Raw genomic sequence first — 17,671 nt, forward strand, 5'->3', positions numbered from 1 at the left:
TGCGCCCCGCGCACCTGATCGTTCGAATCGTCATCCGGAGTTAGGACATTCCCGTGCTTCCAGGCGAATATGTGCCATTCGGCTGAAGCCGAAAGAGCGTTCCGGATGCCTCGTTGTACAAGACGGGCGGGCGCTCGAAATCTAGAACGGGGGTGCCTGGGTGCACATCGACGGAGCCTTCGGCCTCTGGGCCCGCGCCTCGAGGCGTCGCCACCTCACCGTCGGCGTGGAGCGCGCCGACTTGTGGACCGTCGACGGGCACAAGTGGCTCAACACGCCCTACGACAGCGCCATCGTCGTCGTCCGGGATGCGGAAGCTCTCACCGCGACCCTCAGCTCCGACGCGGTCTACCTCACCTCCATCCCTCGCCCGACGCCCAGCGCAACCGCATCCTCGAGTTCTCCCGGTGGGCCCGCGGAGTCCCGGTGTGAGCCGCTCTGCGCACTCTCGGCCGGGCCGGAGTCGCCGACCTCATCGAGCGCACCATGGACCTGCATCCGCCGCCGCGGAGGGGCTGCGCGATGCCGGCCACGAGGTCCTCGACCGGGTGGTGCTGAACCAGGTACTCGTCGCCACCGAGGATCCCGAGCGCACCGGCGCATCGTCGCCGCGGCGCAGGCCTCGGGAGACACCTGGTTCGGCCAGACCACGTGGAAGGGGAGGGCCGCGTTCCGCATCTCCGTCTCGTCATGGCGGACCACGACCGAGGACATCGAGGCGCTGGTGGACCTGATCCGAAGGCTCCGCTGGTCTACCTAGCCACTGAGGCGTAGCCGCTAAATGCCGCCAAGGGAGTTTCTCCTCAACCGATACGGAACGGGATGCGTCCGGCTGTGCGAACGAGCTTGCCATCCGGGTCAAGCGCGAGACGGCGCGCGCTGCAGACGCGACGGGGGGCGCGCGAACGCGACAGGATCTTGTGCTCGGTGATCCATCTTCATACGGTTGATCGAGTATGCGCTCGACGCAGAACATCGTGTTTGCGGCGATGCGTTGCGCGGTGTGTTTTTGCCGCTTCGGTCCGCTCGCCTGATGCCGCCGCATGAGTCGGGAGCAATCGGCCCGGGCTTTCCTCGAGGAGCGCGCTTGGGCTAAATGCGGATTTGTAGGAGGCGAGCGAATGTGCCGCTAGTGCTCGTCGTGAAAGCGGGTCGTGAAGCCGCTCGGCCCGTGCGCGACCCTATCCGTGCGAGCGGCTCGACTTTAGGCTTTAAATTGCGACCGAGCGTGGGCTTCGTCGGACTTCGGACTCAGCTCGATGCCATAGCCAAGGGCTAGTTGCGAAGCTTAGTGCCAGCCCCTCGGCTTAAGACAGTAGGAGAGGATGACGAAGACATTATGGCCACTAACGTGCAGCAACACGTCGACGCATTACTTGACAAAGTGGAGGCCGAGCAGCCCGGCATTGCTCACAGCATCACACTCGCGCCGGTCAATGCTCTTCTTCTCCCCGTTCAGGGCACGGAGTTGTTGTGTCGGGGAGTCGAGGGTCCTCTTCGAGGCCACATTTACCGCAATTGCCTGGTCTGGGAGCAGGAGATCTTCGACTACGTTGTCATCGTGTCACCGGTCGTCGATAGGTCTCTCGTGGGGTCGCGCAAAACCCGCTTCTTCGCGGACCTGCGCGACGGAAGAATCGGAATCTATCCGCCATTCTTCGTGGACTAATGATGCAGGCGCTCTCGATTGCGATTTCGACGTTTGAAAATGGCGTCCTGCCTCCGACTTGGGTCGACGTCGTGTGGTCGATCAGTCCGCCTACGCGGGTCGAGTCACAGCGGTGGACGGCGCCCGTTCGACGGAGGCAAGGCGCGGGAACCCGCTCGTTCACGAGTTCCCGCGCTCCTAGACTCCGCTGGGTCTATCCGAAGGTGAAGCTCGGTCCGCCGGAGTAGCACTCCTCGCCATCGACAAGGATCGCCATGGCGACCGGGCTAAATGCCGGGACGATCGCGAACCCCGGTCCAATCGCCACGGTCGAGTCATGAGTGCTCCATACCCCGGGCCCCGCACCCTGCGCGTAGTTCTTCTCGCCAGAGGTGATAAAGCCGGCGGCTTGGACTCTCCACTGGTGGCCCTGCACGGGGAGGCGGACTGAGTAACCGGTCGTGAAATTGACCGTGTCAAGATTGCCCTTGCTGCCGTTCAACCAGGCGTGACCGCAGTTTCCCACTGCTGAGTCGAACGTAGAAGCGCTGGACGACTCAGCGACCAGCGCCTGCGCCTCAGCCGTGACGGGCTCGGATCGCGTCCCTGCCTCGTCGGTGACGATCCGGAAGCCGTTTGCCTCGGCGACGTCCGGATCGAAGCTGCCGCCCGTCATCGGCACCTCTACGCGGAGCGTCTGAGGTGGTTCTGGCGCCTGAGGTTCGGCGGCTGCCGCAACCGCAGACTGCGACGTCAGCACGGTCATCACTACTGCTACAGCCGCACCTGAGATGGAGAGGGCGCGACGCGCCGTTCTTTTCTTCACGTAATTCTCCTTTATTCCTTTGAATTGGAAGTAGACGTCGTTTGCGTCTTCGAAGGACGGTGCCAATCCCTAGCCAAAGTGTCAACACGTGAGGCCGCGGTGGCGGGATTGGTGGCGCGATCTGTATTGAGGAGGTTTTCTCTGCATTCGGATAGCTGAAGGCTGGTCGTGGAGCGGCTGTGCCGCAGGCACTGATCATCCGTAGTCGACACGTGGAAATCAGAGTAGAACTCGACTGCTCCCGAAGCGCGGGTACGCCACTACGACGTTGCAAGAACCCACATGAGTATGTGTCACGTTTTTACTCAAGAGATGAAAGACTGCTCGGTGTGAACAGCCAAGCTATCCGAAAGAAATCAGTTGTACCGCGTCAGGACCGTAGCCGCCGCACTCGGGAGGCGATCGTCGCGTCGGCGCGGGAGGTCGTCATAGAGAAAGGCCGCGATCGCGCAACGACTACAGAGGTGGCAATGCGGGCCGAGGTGGGCATCGGCACGCTCTATCGGTATTTCGTCGATTTCGCGGATCTCATGGAGGTCATCCTTGCTGAGACTCCGGTCTATGCGAATCACCAGGCTGTGTTGAGCGCCGCGCGGGCCATTGCATCATCGGAAGATTCTGAAGACGCGGAGGAGATCGCCGTCCAAAGCCTACGTAACCTCATTGCGAGCCTGAGAGCATACCCGCACGATGAAGATGCTCTGCGCCTTTACTCCTAATTGCTCGCGATCCATGCCGCTGAATTCTGGCTATCATTTGTGCAGGGTCTGTTCCGCTACCGGCCGCAATGTCGGCGGGTAAGCCCTACGACTGCGGAATGGTTGTGGGGGAATCCCCGAACTCCACGAGCTTCGCGAACAGGTCCTCGATCAGCCAGCGGGTGTCGAACGCCTCGCAGACCCGGATCGTGTGCGGCCCTGCGTCGGGCAGGAGCTCGCCGTCCGCGGAGAACCGTGGCGCGCGGCGCTCCCGCCAGCGCCCGCCGGCGGGGTTCATCACGGCGCCGATGGCCGGGCTGTCACCCAGCGACCGGAAGTCGAGCGGACCGTACGGGATGGTGTCGTTGAACGCGATCAGCTGGTCCACCAGGTAGTCGCCGAGGGGGCTGGTTCCGCGCAGGCGCGTCCGCAGCTCGGCGTGGCCGACTCCGACTCCGGAGTAGACGGGCATCGGGATCTGCCAGAGGGCGATGCCCGACTCGAGGACGCGGTTCGCGGCGCCGACGTCGTTGATCAGGTTGAACTCGGGGCTGTAGGCGGGGATCTCGTCGTAGGGCGGGCCGCCGACCCAGACGACCACGACGTCGCGCGAGGCGATCGACGGCTCGAGCAGCAGGGCGGCGGCGACGTCGGTCAGCGGCCCGAGCACGGCGATCCACAGCCGGCCGTCGTCGCGCAGAGCCTCCGCGACGATCAGGCGGGCGCCGTCCGACGCCTCGGCGGGCAGGGCCGACTCGGCGCCGTCGACGACGGTCACCGTCGATCCCGCCAACTCCACGATGCGGTCGATCTCGGCGCGCGACTCCGGCATGCTCCCCGGCCGGCCGAAGTGCGCCGCCACCAGACCGCGGACGTCGAGGGTGTCGGTCAGCAGCGCCTGGACGATCGCGAACTGGTCGTCGGCCTCGTTCGCGGCGTCGGTGCTGACGATCAGGCGGTGCGGGGGAGGCGGGGTCATGCGGACTCGCGCTGCACGAGGGTCGTCGCGAGGATCGGCTGCCGGTCGACCGGGCGGCCCTGCACGACGGCGACGACGGTCTCGGCGGCGACGCGGCCCATGTCCTCCAGGGGCTGCCGGATGGTCGTGAGGGTCGGATCCGAGGTGGTCGCGATGACGACGTCGTCGAAGCCGATGACGGACACGTCGGCGGGGACGCGGCGCCCGGACGCCTGCAGCACGCGGATCGCGCCGTTGGCCATCAGGTCGGAGGAGGCGAAGACGCCGTCGAGGTCGGGGTGGCGCTGCAGGAGGCGGGCCATCGCGGCGGAACCGCTCTCGAGGGTGAAGGCGCCGTGCACGATCGGGCTGGAGTCGAGGCCGAGCTCGGTCAGCTCGTCGCGCCAGCCGCGGATGCGGTCGCGGGCGGGCTCCATGTCGTGCGGGCCGGCGATGATGCCCAGGCGCCGGCGGCCGGAGTCGGCGAGCGCGCGGGCGGCGAGGCGGCCGCCTCCGTAGTTGTCGGAGTCGATGACGATCGCGTCCTCGGGCAGGGCGACGCGCGGGCGGCCGACCCACGCGATCGGCACGGGGGAGTCGGCCAGCGCCTGCGCGAGGTGGGTGATCTCGTGCTGGAGGATCACGATCGCGCCGTCGACGGCCCGCGAGCGGAGGAAGCGGGGGATGCGGTCGCTGTCGTCGTGGTCGGCGGGCAGCAGCACGGGCTGCACCTCGCCGGCGTAGAGGCCCTTCGCGGCGCCCTTCAGCACCGAGGTGAAGAACGTCCCGGTGAGGCTGTCGAGCTCGTTGAAGGCGACGATCAGGGCGATGGCCCCGGCCCGCCCGCCGCGGAGCATCCGGGCGGCGCTGTTCGCCTCGTAGCCGAGGGACTTCGCGGCGCGCTCGACCGCGGCGGTCATCCGGACGTCGACATTGGTGCCGCCTGCGAGCACCCGGGCGGCGGTGGCGCGCGAGACGCCCGCGGCCTGGGCGACGTCCACCAGCGTGGGTCGAGTCATGCTGCTTCCTTCTGCGAGGGGAGGTTCCGGCTTCCGTGCCTCCCCGCGGAGCACGGTGGGGAGAGCGTCGGAGTGAAGACTCGCACGGGGCGGCGGGCGGCCGTCCGGAACTGCTCGATTTGCGAAACTTCCCTTTGATACTAGGCGGAGATCGTTATCTCGCGGAGACCGGTTCTCGCTTGCATCGTGCTCGCGGGCGGGTTAGGTTGGCCGCCAAGAGATCGTTCTCTGAGGCCCGCCCTCACCGAAACCCTGCGAATCCCCAACGAAGAGGAATTGTCGTGAAAAGAAGCCTGACGGCCGTAGCCGCCGCAGCAGCAGTAGTCGCGCTCACCCTGACCGGGTGCTCGTCCGGAGGGGGAGGAGGCGCCTCGGACGACCCGAACGCCGAAGCCACCTTCTGGTCCTTCACCGGCATCAACGCCAAGGACAGCGTCGACGAGTACCTCGCGAAGATGCCCGACGCGAAGATCAAGCTCTCCGAGGTCGGCAGCACGACCGAGACCGCCACCGCCCTCACCGCGGCCCTCGCCGGCGGCAAGGTGCCCGACCTGGTCATGATCCAGAACGACGACCTGCCCCAGTTCGTCGCCAACAGCTCGAACTTCCTCGACCTGCGCACCCTCGGCGGCGACGACGTCGCCTCCACCTACCTCCCGTGGGCCGCCTCCGCCGCGACCGCCGACGACGGCTCCGTCGTGGGTGTCCCGACCGACGTCGGCGGACTGGGCTTCGCCTACCGCGCCGACCTCTTCGAGCAGGCCGGCCTGCCGACCGAGCCCGACCAGGTCGCCGAGCTCTGGAAGGACTGGCCGTCCTTCATCGAGACCGGCAAGAAGTACACCGAGGCGACCGGCAAGCCGTTCGTCGACAACATCGAGACCAGCGTCTTCTTCTCGACCGTCAACCAGGTCTCGGAGAAGTACTACTCGCCCGACGGCGAGCTGGTCTACGACACCAACCCGCAGGTGAAGGACGCGTTCCAGGTCGCCGTGGACACCAAGGACGCCGGCATCAGCGCCGGCATCGCCGCCTGGTCCTCGGGCTGGGCTCCGGGCCGCGCGAACGGCGCCTTCGCCGTGACGATCGCCCCCTCGTGGATCCTCGCCGGCATCAAGACCGACGCCCCCGACACCGCCGGCAACTGGCGCGTCACCAGCGTCCCCGGCATCGGCGGCAACTGGGGCGGCAGCGTCATCGCCATCCCCGCCCGCGCCGAGCACCCCGAGGCCGCCTGGCAGTACATCAAGACGATGATGTCGGCCGAGGGCCAGACCGACCACTTCAAGGCCTCGGGCACGCTGCCCGCCGCCACCGAGGCGGTCGCCAGCGAAGAGGTCCAGTCGTACACCGATCCGTTCTTCGGCGACTCGAAGATCGGCGAGGTCATGGCCACCTCCGTCGAGCAGTTCCCGTCGTTCTACAACGGACCGGACACCACCCCGATCAACGGGGCGCTCCTCAACACCCTCGTCGAGCTGGAGGCCGGCAACGTGACCTCCGACAAGGCGTGGTCGACCGCACTCGACACGGCCAAGCAGGCCATCGGCGGCTGATCGCCCCACCCACCCGAGCGGCCCGGCGCCTCGCGCGCCGGGCCCCTCCCCCCTTTCTCGACGGAGGTACTCCCGTGTCAACGGTGACAGCAGCACCACCCCGCAAGCAGCGCAAGCAGCCCAGCGCGCCGGTCCAGAAGGCCGCGCGGATCCGCAACTCCCTCTCGGAGCGGATCGCCCCCTACGCGTACGTCGCGCCCTTCTTCATCATCTTCATCGTCTTCGGGCTCTTCCCGCTCCTGTTCACGTTCTACGTCTCGCTCTTCGACTGGAACCCGATCGGCGAGCAGACTTTCGTCGGCATCGCGAACTTCCAGCAGCTCTTCGCCGACTCCCGGTTCTGGAACGCGCTGGTCAACACCTTCGGCATCTTCATCATCTCGACGGTGCCCCAGCTGCTGTTCGCCCTCTTCCTCGCGCACCTGCTGAACCACGCCCGCCTCCGCTGGGCGAACTTCTTCCGCATGGCGCTGCTGGTGCCGTACATCACCTCCGTCGCGGCGACCGCGATCGTGTTCGCGCAGATCTTCGACAAGAACTTCGGCCTGATCAACTGGTTCCTCGGCATCTTCGGACTGCCGTCGATCAACTTCCTCGCCACGAACTACGGCTCCTGGATCGTCATCTCGACGATGGTCTTCTGGCGCTGGTTCGGCTACAACACGCTCCTCTACCTGGCGGGCCTGCAGTCGCTGCCCCGCGAGATGTTCGAGGCGGCCTCCGTCGACGGCGCGTCCAGCTGGCAGCAGTTCCGCCACCTGACGATCCCGGCGCTGCGCCCGATCATCGTCTTCACCGTGATCATGTCGACCATCGGCGGTCTGCAGATCTTCACGGAGGCGCTCCTGGTGGCTCCCGAATCGGGCCTCACCTGCGGCGCCGGCCGGCAGTGCCAGACGCTGGCGCTCTTCCTCTACGAGCAGGGCTTCGGCCAGTTCAAGTTCGGCTACGGATCCGCCATCGGCGTCGTGCTGTTCGTGATCGTGGTCCTCGTCTCCCTCCTCAACTTCTACCTCTCCACCCGCACCCGGAAGGAGGCCGTCTGATGTCGGATGTGATCGACCAGGCCGTCCCGCAGACGCTGGCCCCCACGGTCCAGAAGGCACAGCTGCCGAAGCGGCGCGGGAAGGGCGGCGGAGTCGGCTGGCCGACCTACGTCTTCCTCGTGATCGCGGTGCTCGTCTCGATCTTCCCGCTCTACTACATGTTCGTCGTCGCGTCGGTCGGAGCGACCGCCGTCACGTCGATCCCGCCGCGCCTGTACCCGGGCACGAACTTCATGGCGATCGCCGAGAAGGTGTTCGACACCGTCCCGTTCATCGCCTCGATGCTGAACAGCCTCATCGTGTCGCTGAGCATCGCCGTCATCTCGGCGATCCTCTGCGCGATGGCCGGCTTCGCCTTCGCGAAGCTGCAGTTCCCGGGCCGCAACGTGCTGTTCCTGATCGTGCTGCTGACGATGACGGTGCCGGCGCAGCTGAGCATCATCCCGCAGTACCTGATCGTCTCGGCGCTCGACTGGGTCGACACCCTCCAGGCGATCATCGTGCCGGGCCTGGCCAGCGCCTTCGGCATCTTCTGGATGCGGCAGCACATGTCCACGACGGTCAGCGACGAGCTGATCCAGGCGGCCCGCATCGACGGCGCCAACTCGTGGCAGCTGTTCTGGCGCATCGCCTTCCCGGTGGTCCGCCCCGCGGCGTTCGTCCTCGGACTGATCACTTTCACCGCGGTCTGGAACGACTTCATGTGGCCGTTCATCGTCCTCAAGTCGCCGGAGCTGTTCACGGTGCAGATCGCGCTGAAGCAGCTGCAGGCCAACCGCTCGATCGACGTCGCCCTGGCGATGGGCGGATCGTTCATGGCCACCCTCCCGCTGCTGATCGCGTTCTTCTTCGTCGGCCGCCGGATGGTGTCCGGGATCATGGACGGGGCGTTCAAGGGCTGATGCACGACGCTTCCCCAGCACTGCCCGGGACGGACGCCGTGCGTCCTCCCGGGCGGGACTGGCGGGACCGCGCTCTGCCTCCGGCCGAGCGCGCCCGCCTCCTGACCCAGGAACTCACCCTCGAGGAGAAGGCGGCGCAGCTCGGCTCCGTCTGGCTCACCGACTCCGCCGACGACTTCGCCCCGAAGCTCGACGACGGGCCCGCCACGGGCGACGACCTCTTCACCGGCGGCCTCGGCCAGCTGACCCGCGTGTTCGGCACCGAGCCGGTCACCGTCCCGGAGGGCGTCCGCCGGCTCCGCGAGCTGCAGGAGCGCGTGGTCGCCGGCAGCCGCCTCGGCATCCCGGCCATCGCGCACGAGGAGTGCCTCACCGGCCTGGCCGCGTACGGCGCGACCGCGTTCCCCACTCCGCTCGCCTGGGCGGCCACCTTCCACGAGGAGCTCGTGGGCGAGATGGCGGAGGCGATCGGCTCGGACATGCGCGCCCTCGGCATCCACCAGGGCCTCGCCCCGGTCGTCGACGTCGTCAAGGACTACCGCTGGGGCCGCGTCGAGGAGACCCTCGGCGAGGACCCGTACCTGGTCTCGCAGCTCGGCGCCGCCTACGTCGCGGGGCTGGAGGGGACCGGCGTCGTCGCGACGCTGAAGCACTTCGCCGGGTACGCCGCCTCCCGCGGCGCCCGCAACCACGGACCCGTGAGCATGGGGCCGCGCGAGCTCGCCGACACGGTGCTGCCTCCGTTCGAGGCAGCTCTGCGGCACGGCGGCGCCCGCAGCGTGATGACCTCGTACACCGACATCGACGGCGTGCCCAGCAGCGCCAGCCGGCACCTGCTGACGACGCTGCTCCGCGACCGCTGGGGCTTCGAGGGCACGGTCGTCGCCGACTACTGGGCGGTGCCGTTCCTCCAGGCCATGCACCACGTCGCGGTCGACGCGGCCGACGCGGGGCGCCTGGCGCTGCACGCCGGGGTCGACGTCGAGCTGCCGCAGACGGCGGCGTACGGCGAGCTGCCGCGCCTGATCCGCGAGGGCGTCGTCGACGAGGCCGACCTCGACCGCTCCGTGGCCAGGCACCTCCGCCACAAGTTCGAGGCGGGCCTGCTCGACGGCGGCCCGCTGGTGCCCGAGGGAGCCGAGGACGTCGACCTCGACAGCGCCCGCAACCGCGCGATCTCGTCGCGGATCGCGGAGGAGTCGGTCGTGCTGCTGCGCGACGAGGACGTCGCGGGGCTGCTGTCCTCCGGCTCGCTCGCCGTCGTGGGACCGGCCGCGGACCAGTTCCGCAGCCTGGTCGGCTGCTACGCGTTCCCCAACCACGTGCTCTCCAAGCACCCCGGGCACGACCTCGGCCTGTCGATCCCGACGGTGCTGACGGCGCTGCAGGAGGAGTTCGGAGCGTCGCGCGTGCGCTTCGCAGAGGGCGGCTCGATCACCTCCGCGTCGACCGACGGCGTGCAGGAGGCGGTGGACCTCGTCCGCGGCTCCGATGCGGCGGTCGTCGTGGTCGGCGACATCGCCGGGCTCTTCGGCGACGGCACCTCGGGCGAGGGCTGCGACGCGGCCGACCTCCGCCTCCCCGGAGCGCAGGAGCCGCTGGTGACGGCCGTGCTCGAGACCGGCGTGCCCACCGTGGTGGTCGTCCTCTCGGGCCGGCCCTACGCGCTCGGGGCGTTCGGAGCGGCGCGCGGACTCGTGCAGGCGTTCTTCCCGGGAGCGGACGGGGCGGCTGCGGTCGCCGGCGTGCTCTCGGGCCGCGTGGCTCCGACCGGGCGCCTGCCCGTGCAGATCCCACGGCTCCCGTCCGCGTCGACCACGTACCTGCAGCCGTCGCTCGGGCTCTCGAACCCCGGGATCACGGCGCTGGACGCGACTCCGCTCTACCCGTTCGGCTACGGGCTGACCCGCGGCGCGGTGACGTATACGGCGCTGGCGACGGCGGCGGAGCTGCCGGTCGGCGGATCGCTCGACGTGGCGGTATCGCTCCGGAACGACGGCGCCGACACGGTCGAGGTGGTGCAGCTCTACGCGGGCTACCCGACCTCGGCGGTGGTGCGGCCGGTCGCGCAGCTCATCGGCTTCGCGCGCGTGCCGATCGCGGCGGGCGAGACGCTGACGATGCACTTCCACGTCGACGCGGCCCGGCTCGCGGTGACGGGGGAGGACGGCCGGCTCGCCGTGGACCCGGGGCCGCTGCGGCTGACGGCCGGCGCCTCGGCGGCGGACGCGGCGGTGACGGCGGAGGTGTCGATCACAGGGGAGCGGCGGTTCCTCGCCGAGCGGGCGCTGCGGACCCCCTGGTCGGTGGCGCGAGGCTGAGCGGTCGGCGCCTCAGGGGGGAGGCGCCGGCCGCTCGCGGGGGCGGGCCGGTGGTGCCGGCTCGCGAGTCCGCAGAAGTCGCGGTGCTCGAGTGCGGGACCTGCGACTTCTGCGGGGTCGGCGGCGGGGAGCGCGACGGCCGCGTAGCACCGGAGGCGCACAGCGCAAGGGGCCCGCGCGAGCCGGAGGCCCGGCCTAGCGTGGAAGGAGCGGCGCCGCCGGTGGCGGGCCGCGGAGAAGACCGATGCAGAGGAGAGTCATGCCCGCCCTGACCGACACGTTCACGCTGTCCAACGGAGTCGCCATCCCGAAGATCGGGTTCGGCACCTGGCAGATCCCCGACGGCCCCGAGGCCTACGACGCGACGACCGCCGCGCTCGAGGCCGGCTACCGCCACATCGACACCGCCCGCGCCTACGGCAACGAGGCGAGCGTCGCCCGGGCCCTGCGCGACAGCGGCGTCCCGCGCGACGAGGTGTTCATCACCACCAAACTCCCGGCCGAGGTGAAGGACTACGAGGGCGCGAAGGCGAGCTTCGAGACCACCATGGCGGCGCTCGAGCTCGACCACGTCGACCTGTACCTCATCCACGCCCCGTGGCCCTGGCAGGACATGGGCTCCGACCACCGCGAGGGCAACATCGCGGCGTGGAAGGCGATGGAGGAGATCCTCGAGGCCGGTCGCTCGCGCGCCATCGGCGTCTCGAACTTCCAGGTCGCCGATCTGGAGTCGCTGATCGCGGCGACCGACGTGGTGCCGCACGCCAACCAGATCCGCTGGTTCGTCGGCAACACCCAGGACGAGACGACCGCGTACTGCAAGGAGCACGGCATCCTCGTCGAGGGGTACTCACCCCTCGCGACGGGCGGCCTGCTCGACAACTCCGACATCGGCGAGATCGCCGCGAAGTACGACAAGTCGGTGGCGCAGCTCTGCATCCGCTACCTGCTCGAGAAGGACGTGCTGCCGCTGCCGAAGTCGACGACGCCCTCGCGCATCGTCGAGAACGCCGACGTCGACTTCGAGATCTCGTCCGAGGACCTCGCGCACCTCGACTCGCTCGTCGACACGGAGTCCTGACCCGCGGGCGCCTGCTCCTGACGGTCCGGAGGCCGTCGCACTCGAGCTCGAGCGCGGCGGCCTCCGTCGTCTCGGCGCGTCCTGCGCCGCCTCCGCCGCCGCCTCCGCCTCCGCTCGCGAGTGTGCAGGAGTTGTCGCACTCGAAGCCGAGTGCGACAAGTCCTGGCTTCTCGCCGGACTCCTCCGATCGCGGTTCCGCGAGTGTGCAGGAGTTGTCGCAGTCGATCTCGAGTGCGACGACTAATGGAGTCTCGGGGTGCTCGGCACAGGAGCGACGGGCGTCCGGCGTCCCGAGGCCGGTCGCGAGTGCGCAGGAGTTGTCGCAGTGGGCGTCGAGTGCGACAAGTCCTGGCTTCTCGCCGAGCCGAGGCGAGGAGCGAGGCGGGGCGGGGCGGGCCCGCCCGCCCCGCCCGGCGCCCGCGCGTCAGGCCAGGCGCAGCAGGCGGCAGCCGTGCGGCTCGAGCTCGAGCTCGACGGCGCCGCCGACGATCGGCAGCTCGGCGCCGCTCCACACGTCGACGGCCGAGGTCGCGCCGGAGCAGCCCAGGTCGGCCAGGTGCGCGGAGTAGGACCGCGCCGACGAGCCCAGCCAGAACACTCCGCGCCACTGCTCGTCGCCGCGCCACGCCGACCACACCACCAGGTCGCCGTCGCGGACGATCTCGCGGCTGCCGTCGCTGCCGAGCAGCGCGAGGACGTCGCCGTTCGTCAGCAGCGCGAGAGTGTCGGCGGGCGTGTCCGGGAGGTGCCCGCCCATCATCAGCGGCGAGCGGAGCAGGCACCACAGCGTCACGAGCGTCCGCTGCTCCGCGGGAGTGAACCGCGAGAGCCGGTCCTCGCCCACGTGCGCGCGCACGCCGATCCGCCCCAGCGGCAGCATGTCGGCGTCGGCCCACGCGCCGGGGCGCTGGTGCGGCGCCCAGCGCGCGGCCCGCTGGAACTGCTCGTGCAGGTGCGCCCAGTCGTCCCAGAAGTCGTCCGAGATCCGCCACATCTGCGCGGTCGACCGCAGCAGCTCGAGGTTCTCGAGCGAGAGCTGCTTGCCGGGGGAGAGGCTCAGCACCATCGGACGGCCGGTCGCGTCGATCGCGCGGGAGAGTGCGGCGATCTCCTCCGCCTGGATCGGCGGGTAGAGCACGTCGTCGAGCTTCACGAAGTCGACGCCCCACGAGGCCAGCTGCGCCATCACGGAGTCGTAGTACTGCTGCGCGCCGGGCGCGCTCATGTCGACGCCGTAGTTGTCCGGGTTCCACGGGCAGACGTTCCCGCGGTCGGCGATGTCGGCGCAGGTCGCCGCCGCCCCGAGCACCGGCAGGCCGAGCTCGACGGCCCGTCGGGGGACGCCGCGCATCAGGTGCACGCCGAAGCGGAGGCCGAGGGCGTGCACGCGCGCGGCCAGCGCCGTGAATCCGCCCGTCGCCGCGGAGGGGAAGCGTCCGACGGCGGGCTGCGGGCGGCCCCAGTCGTCGAGCACCGGCTCCGACACCTCCTGGTAGTCGCTCGTGCCGGGATCGGGCTCGTACCACTGGATGTCGACGACGACCGTGTCCCAGCCGTGCGGCAGGAGGTGCTCGGCGAGGTACTCGGCGTTCGCGAGCACCTCCTCCTCCGTCACCGAGGCGCCGAAGCAGTCCCAGCTGTTCCAGCCCATCGGCGGGCGGCGGGCGGCCTCCGTGCGCGCGGCGATCACGAGAGCTCCAGCGTCACGGTCGCGAAGGAGTGCGGGGGCAGCGTGACGCGCAGGCCCGTCGCCGTGGTCTCGATGCCCTCGAGGTCGACGGGGCTCACCTCGTCGGCGGCGCCGGGCCGGTTGTGCGCGTCGGGGCGGTCGGCCGTCAGGAGGCGGCCGGTCGCGCCGGTCACGGTCCCGCCGCGGAAGTCGAGGGAGACCTCGAGCGGCTCCTCGAGGTCGACGTTGGTCAGCGAGACCAGGACGCGGCCGTCCTTCGTGGAGGCGGAGGCGGAGGCGACGGGGATCTCGCGGCCGTCGACCGCGTGCGTCGGGCCGGCGACCGTGGTCGGCAGCACCGTCGCGTCGTGGTGCCCCTTGTTCATCTCGAACACGTGGTACGTCGGCGTGCGGACCATCTCGCCGCCGTCCGGGTCGGTCAGCAGCATCGCCTGCAGCACGTTCACCGTCTGCGCGATGTTCGCCATCGTCAGGCGGTCGGCGAAGCCGTGGAAGACGTCGAAGTGCCAGGCCGCGACCATCGCGTCGCGGATCGTGTTCTGCTGGAAGAGGAAGCCCGGGTGGGTCCCCGGCTCCACGTCCCACCAGGTGCCCCACTCGTCGAGCACCATCCCGTACTTCTTCTCGGGGTCGTGGACGTCCATCACCGCGGCGTGCGAGCGGAGCAGCTCCTCGATCCCCTGCGCGGCCACGATCGTGCTCCAGTAGGTGTCGGCGTCGAAGTCGGTCGCGCTGCCCTTCGCGTGCCAGCTGCCGCCGATCGTGTAGTAGTGCACCGAGACCGACTCCCACGGCACGGAGGAGAAGGGGTGCCCCTCGATCTCGGGGATCACCTCCATCAGCGTCTGCGTCCAGTGGGTGTCGGCGCCGTCGGCTCCGGCGGCCACGCGGTAGAGCGGAGTGTCGTTGCCGCTCTGCACGAAGGTCCCGAACTGCCGCGCCAGGTCGGCGTAGGCGCCGGCGCGCATGTTGCCGCCGCAGCCCCAGGTCTCGTTGCCGAGCCCCCAGAAGCGGACGGTCCACGGCTCCTCCCGGCCGTGGGAGCGGCGCAGGTCGGCCATCGGCGACTTGCCCGCGCCGGTGAGGTACTCGGCCCAGTCCGCCATCTCCTGCACGGTGCCGGAGCCGATGTTGCCCGAGATGTAGGCGTCGGCGCCGAGCAGCTCGCAGAGCGCCATGAACTCGTGGGTGCCGAAGGAGTTGTCCTCCGCGACTCCGCCCCACTGAGTGTTGATCAGGCCGGGGCGCTCCTCGCGCGGTCCGATGCCGTTGGTCCAGTGGTAGCGGTCTGCGAAGCAGCCACCGGGCCAGCGGAGGTTGGGGATGTCGAGGGCGCGGAGGGCCTCGACGACGTCCAGGCGGATCCCGCCCTCGTTCGGGACGGGCGAGTCCTCGCCGACCCAGAAGCCGTCGTAGATGCACCGGCCGAGGTGCTCGGCGAAGTGGCCGTAGAGGTGGCGGCTGATGGTGGCGCCGGGGCGGTCGAGGTCGACGGTGACGGTGCTGTTCACGGAGTGCTCCAGGGTGGTGGCGGACGGGTCGGCGGCGGTGCCGGCGGTGTCGAGGACGCCGGGGTCGGCGGCGGTGCTCACGCGGTCTCGCGGACGAGCCGCAGGACGATCGCGCGGTCGGCGTGGAAGGTCGGCAGGTCCAGGCCCGCCTCGCCCAGCAGGCTCCCCGAGTAGGCGGGGGCCGGGGCGTCGGAGTCCAGCGGCACCGTCGACTCCAGCCAGTGCGGGCTCTGCCAGGGCGGGCCGAGCGAGCCGGGGCGCGCGGTCTCGATCCGGTAGCGCGCCCGCGGATCCAGGCCCGGGAGGCGGACGCGGCGGCGCGAGTCCGCGGTCAGCGCGGGCGTGACCAGCGTGTACAGCGCCTCCGAGCCGTCCGGCGCGACGACGCCGCGCAGCGACGGCGCGTCGGGGTCGGAGTCGTCGCCCCCGACGACCCGGCCGGTCGCGATCAGGCCGCGGTGCTCGCGGTACGCCGCGATCCAGCCCGCCAGCACGGGCTCCTCCTCCGCGTCCAGCTCGCGGAGGTCCCACTCGATCCCGAAGTGGCCGAGGAAGGCGATCGCGCAGCGGGTGTGCAGGTCGCTGGTGCGACCGGTGACGGAGTTGACCGGCGAGGCGACGTGCGAGCCGAGCATCTCCGGCGGCACGAGCAGCCCGGTCCAGCGCAGCATCCGCGAGCGGTCCAGCGGGTCCTGGTTGTCGGAGGTGTGCACGCGGTCGGTGCGCTCGAGGATCCCCAGGTCGACCCGGCCGCCGCCGGAGGCGCAGCTCTCGATCTCGAGCTCCGGGTGCCGGGCGCGCAGCTCGTCGATCAGCCGGTACAGCGCGAGCGTCTGCTCGTGCACCGCGGCCGTCCCGGTGGCGGGGTGGCCCGCGTCGATCAGGTCGCGGTTGTGGTCCCACTTGAGGTACGCGACGCCGAGGTCGGCGACCAGGCCGTCGAGCACGCCGAGGATGTGCGCGAACGCGTCGGGGTTCGTCAGGTCGAGCACCTGCTGGAAGCGGAACCGCGGCGGCAGCTCCTCGCGGGCCCGCAGGATCCAGTCGGGGTGCGCGCGGGCGAGGTCGGAGTCCTCGTTGATCATCTCGGGCTCGACCCAGAGGCCGAACTCCATGCCCAGGCCGCGGACGTGCTCGGCGAGGGGGAGGAGGCCGTCGGGCCAGGCGACGGGGTCGGGCGTCCAGTCGCCGAGGCCGGCGCGGTCGTCGCTGCGGCCGAGGAACCAGCCGTCGTCGAGCACGTAGCGCTCGACCCCGAGGGCGGCGGCGCGGTCGGCCAGCTCGGCGAGGACGGCGAGGTCCTGGTCGAAGTAGACCGCCTCCCAGACGTTGAGCGTCACCGGGCGCGGCCGGCGCGAGGAGCGGGAGACCCCGCGGAGGTGGGCGTGGAAGCGGGCGGCCGCGGCGTCGAGGCCGTGGCCGAAGCTGCCGGAGATCCAGGGGGAGGAGTAGCTCTCGCCGCTCGCGAGGCGCACCTCGCCGGGCAGGAGCAGCTCGCCGCCGCGGAAGGCGAGCCAGCCGTCGCCGCGCTCCACCGCGTGCTCGTGGTTGCCGCCGATGCCGACGTGGCAGAGCCAGACCCGGCCGTCGGCGGAGTCGAAGCCGGGGGTGCCGACCGCGACGACCGTCGTCGCGTCCAGGCCGGTGCGGCCGCGCCGCGAGGAGCGGGAGTGGGTGCCGGTGACGACGGGGTGGCGCTGGGGGATCTTCTCGGTGCCCCAGCGGCCGGAGAAGTCCAGGATCTCGCGGGCCTCGGTCGGGATCCGGAGGGCGGGGTCGACGCCGATCACCTCGAGGTGCCCGGCGCCGTCGTTGCGGACCGAGACGCGGGTCCTGAGCAGTCCGGCAGGAGAGAGAACGATCTCTAGGACGACCCCGATCCGGGCCTGCGCGTCGTGCGCCTCGACGGTCACGGCGGCGCTGCCGGCCTGCGCGACCGCGCCCTCCGCGAGGGCCTCCCCGTCCACCGAGACGGCGTCCACGGTCAGCCTCGGCGACCAGCCGGCGCCCTCCCGGTGCACCCGGAGACCCGGCAGGCCGGCCCAGCCGAAGGTGTGCTCGGGCAGCATCCCGGGCTCGTAGGGGACGTCGGAGGAGCCCTCGATCCCCGTCCGCGCGGGAGTTCTTGCGAAAGCTGCGAGATCGTCGTCGCTCGCGTCGAGTCGCGGACCCCAGTGCAGCAGCACGGGCAGGTCGCCTCCCGACTGAGTGAGGAGGGCGGACACGTCATCGGCGACGAGATGGATCACTCTCGGGGATTGCATGTCCCCATTCCTATCGTCGATCCTGGTCTGAGTACAGCGAGAGATCGATCTCGACACTCGGTCGGATGGACCACCGCGCGGATCGACCCGCGCCGATCGACCACCGCTCGCACCGCTCACCCCCACCACCCACGGCCTCGACGAGGAGCAC

At 70.1% G+C, this 17,671-nt stretch carries 14 protein-coding genes; 8 read left to right on the forward strand and 6 right to left on the reverse strand.

Going from position 1 to position 17,671, the window contains the following annotated elements; all coding sequences use genetic code 11:
* Positions 1–160 precede the first annotated feature (160 nt).
* Complete coding sequence (locus C5C55_RS17010) at positions 161–760, forward strand: pyridoxal-dependent decarboxylase (RefSeq protein ID WP_219812997.1); 600 nt, start codon at positions 161–163, stop codon at positions 758–760.
* 579 nt (positions 761–1,339) lie between these two features.
* Positions 1,340–1,669, forward strand: coding sequence for a hypothetical protein (locus tag C5C55_RS08700; protein WP_104233634.1), 330 nt, complete (start codon positions 1,340–1,342; stop codon positions 1,667–1,669).
* 193 nt (positions 1,670–1,862) lie between these two features.
* Here C5C55_RS08700 and C5C55_RS08705 read toward each other — a convergent pair whose 3' ends face one another.
* Entirely contained in the window at positions 1,863–2,414 is a 552-nt protein-coding gene (locus tag C5C55_RS08705; RefSeq protein WP_146080922.1) for a hypothetical protein, read from the reverse strand.
* Between the two features lie 389 nt (positions 2,415–2,803).
* Here C5C55_RS08705 and C5C55_RS08710 point away from each other — a divergent pair, with 389 nt between their 5' ends.
* On the forward strand, positions 2,804–3,193 hold the full coding sequence (locus tag C5C55_RS08710) for a TetR/AcrR family transcriptional regulator (protein WP_219812998.1): 390 nt from the start codon (positions 2,804–2,806) through the stop codon (positions 3,191–3,193).
* Positions 3,194–3,278: 85 nt separating this feature from the next.
* Here C5C55_RS08710 and C5C55_RS08715 read toward each other — a convergent pair whose 3' ends face one another.
* The gene (locus C5C55_RS08715; RefSeq protein WP_104233636.1) at positions 3,279–4,151 is read right to left on the reverse strand and encodes a nucleoside hydrolase; all 873 of its coding nucleotides are present in this window, start codon (positions 4,149–4,151) and stop codon (positions 3,279–3,281) included.
* On the reverse strand, positions 4,148–5,149 hold the full coding sequence (locus C5C55_RS08720) for a LacI family DNA-binding transcriptional regulator (protein ID WP_104224675.1): 1,002 nt from the start codon (positions 5,147–5,149) through the stop codon (positions 4,148–4,150). The genes C5C55_RS08715 and C5C55_RS08720 overlap by 4 nt, the downstream gene beginning before the upstream one ends.
* Before the next feature lie 281 nt (positions 5,150–5,430).
* On the opposite strand from C5C55_RS08720, the gene C5C55_RS08725 reads away from it, so the two are divergent.
* The 5 genes from C5C55_RS08725 to C5C55_RS08745 all read left to right on the forward strand — a co-directional run bounded on the left by C5C55_RS08725 (position 5,431) and on the right by C5C55_RS08745 (position 12,055).
* Positions 5,431–6,705, forward strand: a complete 1,275-nt coding sequence (locus tag C5C55_RS08725; protein ID WP_104226495.1) for an extracellular solute-binding protein — start codon at positions 5,431–5,433, stop codon at positions 6,703–6,705.
* A gap of 83 nt (positions 6,706–6,788) precedes the next feature.
* On the forward strand, positions 6,789–7,751 hold the full coding sequence (locus tag C5C55_RS08730; RefSeq protein WP_104224677.1) for a carbohydrate ABC transporter permease: 963 nt from the start codon (positions 6,789–6,791) through the stop codon (positions 7,749–7,751).
* Entirely contained in the window at positions 7,751–8,653 is a 903-nt protein-coding gene (locus C5C55_RS08735; protein WP_104224678.1) for a carbohydrate ABC transporter permease, read from the forward strand. The genes C5C55_RS08730 and C5C55_RS08735 overlap by 1 nt, the downstream gene beginning before the upstream one ends.
* The gene (locus C5C55_RS08740; RefSeq protein ID WP_104233637.1) at positions 8,653–10,974 is read left to right on the forward strand and encodes a glycoside hydrolase family 3 N-terminal domain-containing protein; all 2,322 of its coding nucleotides are present in this window, start codon (positions 8,653–8,655) and stop codon (positions 10,972–10,974) included. Before C5C55_RS08735 ends, C5C55_RS08740 begins: the two co-directional genes overlap by 1 nt.
* Positions 10,975–11,233: 259 nt before the next feature.
* Positions 11,234–12,055, forward strand: a complete 822-nt coding sequence (locus C5C55_RS08745) for an aldo/keto reductase (RefSeq protein WP_104226493.1) — start codon at positions 11,234–11,236, stop codon at positions 12,053–12,055.
* 424 nt (positions 12,056–12,479) lie between these two features.
* Here the strand turns inward: C5C55_RS08745 and C5C55_RS08750 are convergent, their stop codons facing one another.
* The 3 genes from C5C55_RS08750 to C5C55_RS08760 are packed head-to-tail and all read right to left on the reverse strand — an operon-like array spanning position 12,480 to position 17,520.
* A complete protein-coding gene (locus C5C55_RS08750) occupies positions 12,480–13,745 on the reverse strand; it encodes a glycoside hydrolase family 27 protein (RefSeq protein ID WP_258072525.1) in 1,266 nt (421 codons plus the stop codon).
* On the reverse strand, positions 13,742–15,337 hold the full coding sequence (locus C5C55_RS08755) for an alpha-L-arabinofuranosidase C-terminal domain-containing protein (RefSeq protein WP_308471874.1): 1,596 nt from the start codon (positions 15,335–15,337) through the stop codon (positions 13,742–13,744). The genes C5C55_RS08750 and C5C55_RS08755 overlap by 4 nt, the downstream gene beginning before the upstream one ends.
* On the reverse strand, positions 15,334–17,520 hold the full coding sequence (locus tag C5C55_RS08760) for an alpha-galactosidase (protein ID WP_104233638.1): 2,187 nt from the start codon (positions 17,518–17,520) through the stop codon (positions 15,334–15,336). The genes C5C55_RS08755 and C5C55_RS08760 overlap by 4 nt, the downstream gene beginning before the upstream one ends.
* Between the last annotated feature and the right edge of the window lie 151 nt (positions 17,521–17,671).

The organism is Rathayibacter sp. AY1C2 (assembly GCF_002931195.1).
GTDB lineage: Bacteria > Actinomycetota > Actinomycetes > Actinomycetales > Microbacteriaceae > Rathayibacter.

What these genes read in the sequence shown, in the direction of transcription:
- C5C55_RS08700 (WP_104233634.1), top strand. Translation starts at nt 1,340, where the DNA reads ATGGCCACTAACGTGCAGCAACACGTCGACGCATTACTTGACAAAGTG.
- C5C55_RS08705 (WP_146080922.1), bottom strand. Translation starts at nt 2,414, where the DNA reads ATGACCGTGCTGACGTCGCAGTCTGCGGTTGCGGCAGCCGCCGAACCT.
- C5C55_RS08715 (WP_104233636.1), bottom strand. Translation starts at nt 4,151, where the DNA reads ATGACCCCGCCTCCCCCGCACCGCCTGATCGTCAGCACCGACGCCGCG.
- C5C55_RS08720 (WP_104224675.1), bottom strand. Translation starts at nt 5,149, where the DNA reads ATGACTCGACCCACGCTGGTGGACGTCGCCCAGGCCGCGGGCGTCTCG.
- C5C55_RS08735 (WP_104224678.1), top strand. Translation starts at nt 7,751, where the DNA reads ATGTCGGATGTGATCGACCAGGCCGTCCCGCAGACGCTGGCCCCCACG.
- C5C55_RS08740 (WP_104233637.1), top strand. Translation starts at nt 8,653, where the DNA reads ATGCACGACGCTTCCCCAGCACTGCCCGGGACGGACGCCGTGCGTCCT.
- C5C55_RS08745 (WP_104226493.1), top strand. Translation starts at nt 11,234, where the DNA reads ATGCCCGCCCTGACCGACACGTTCACGCTGTCCAACGGAGTCGCCATC.
- C5C55_RS08760 (WP_104233638.1), bottom strand. Translation starts at nt 17,520, where the DNA reads ATGCAATCCCCGAGAGTGATCCATCTCGTCGCCGATGACGTGTCCGCC.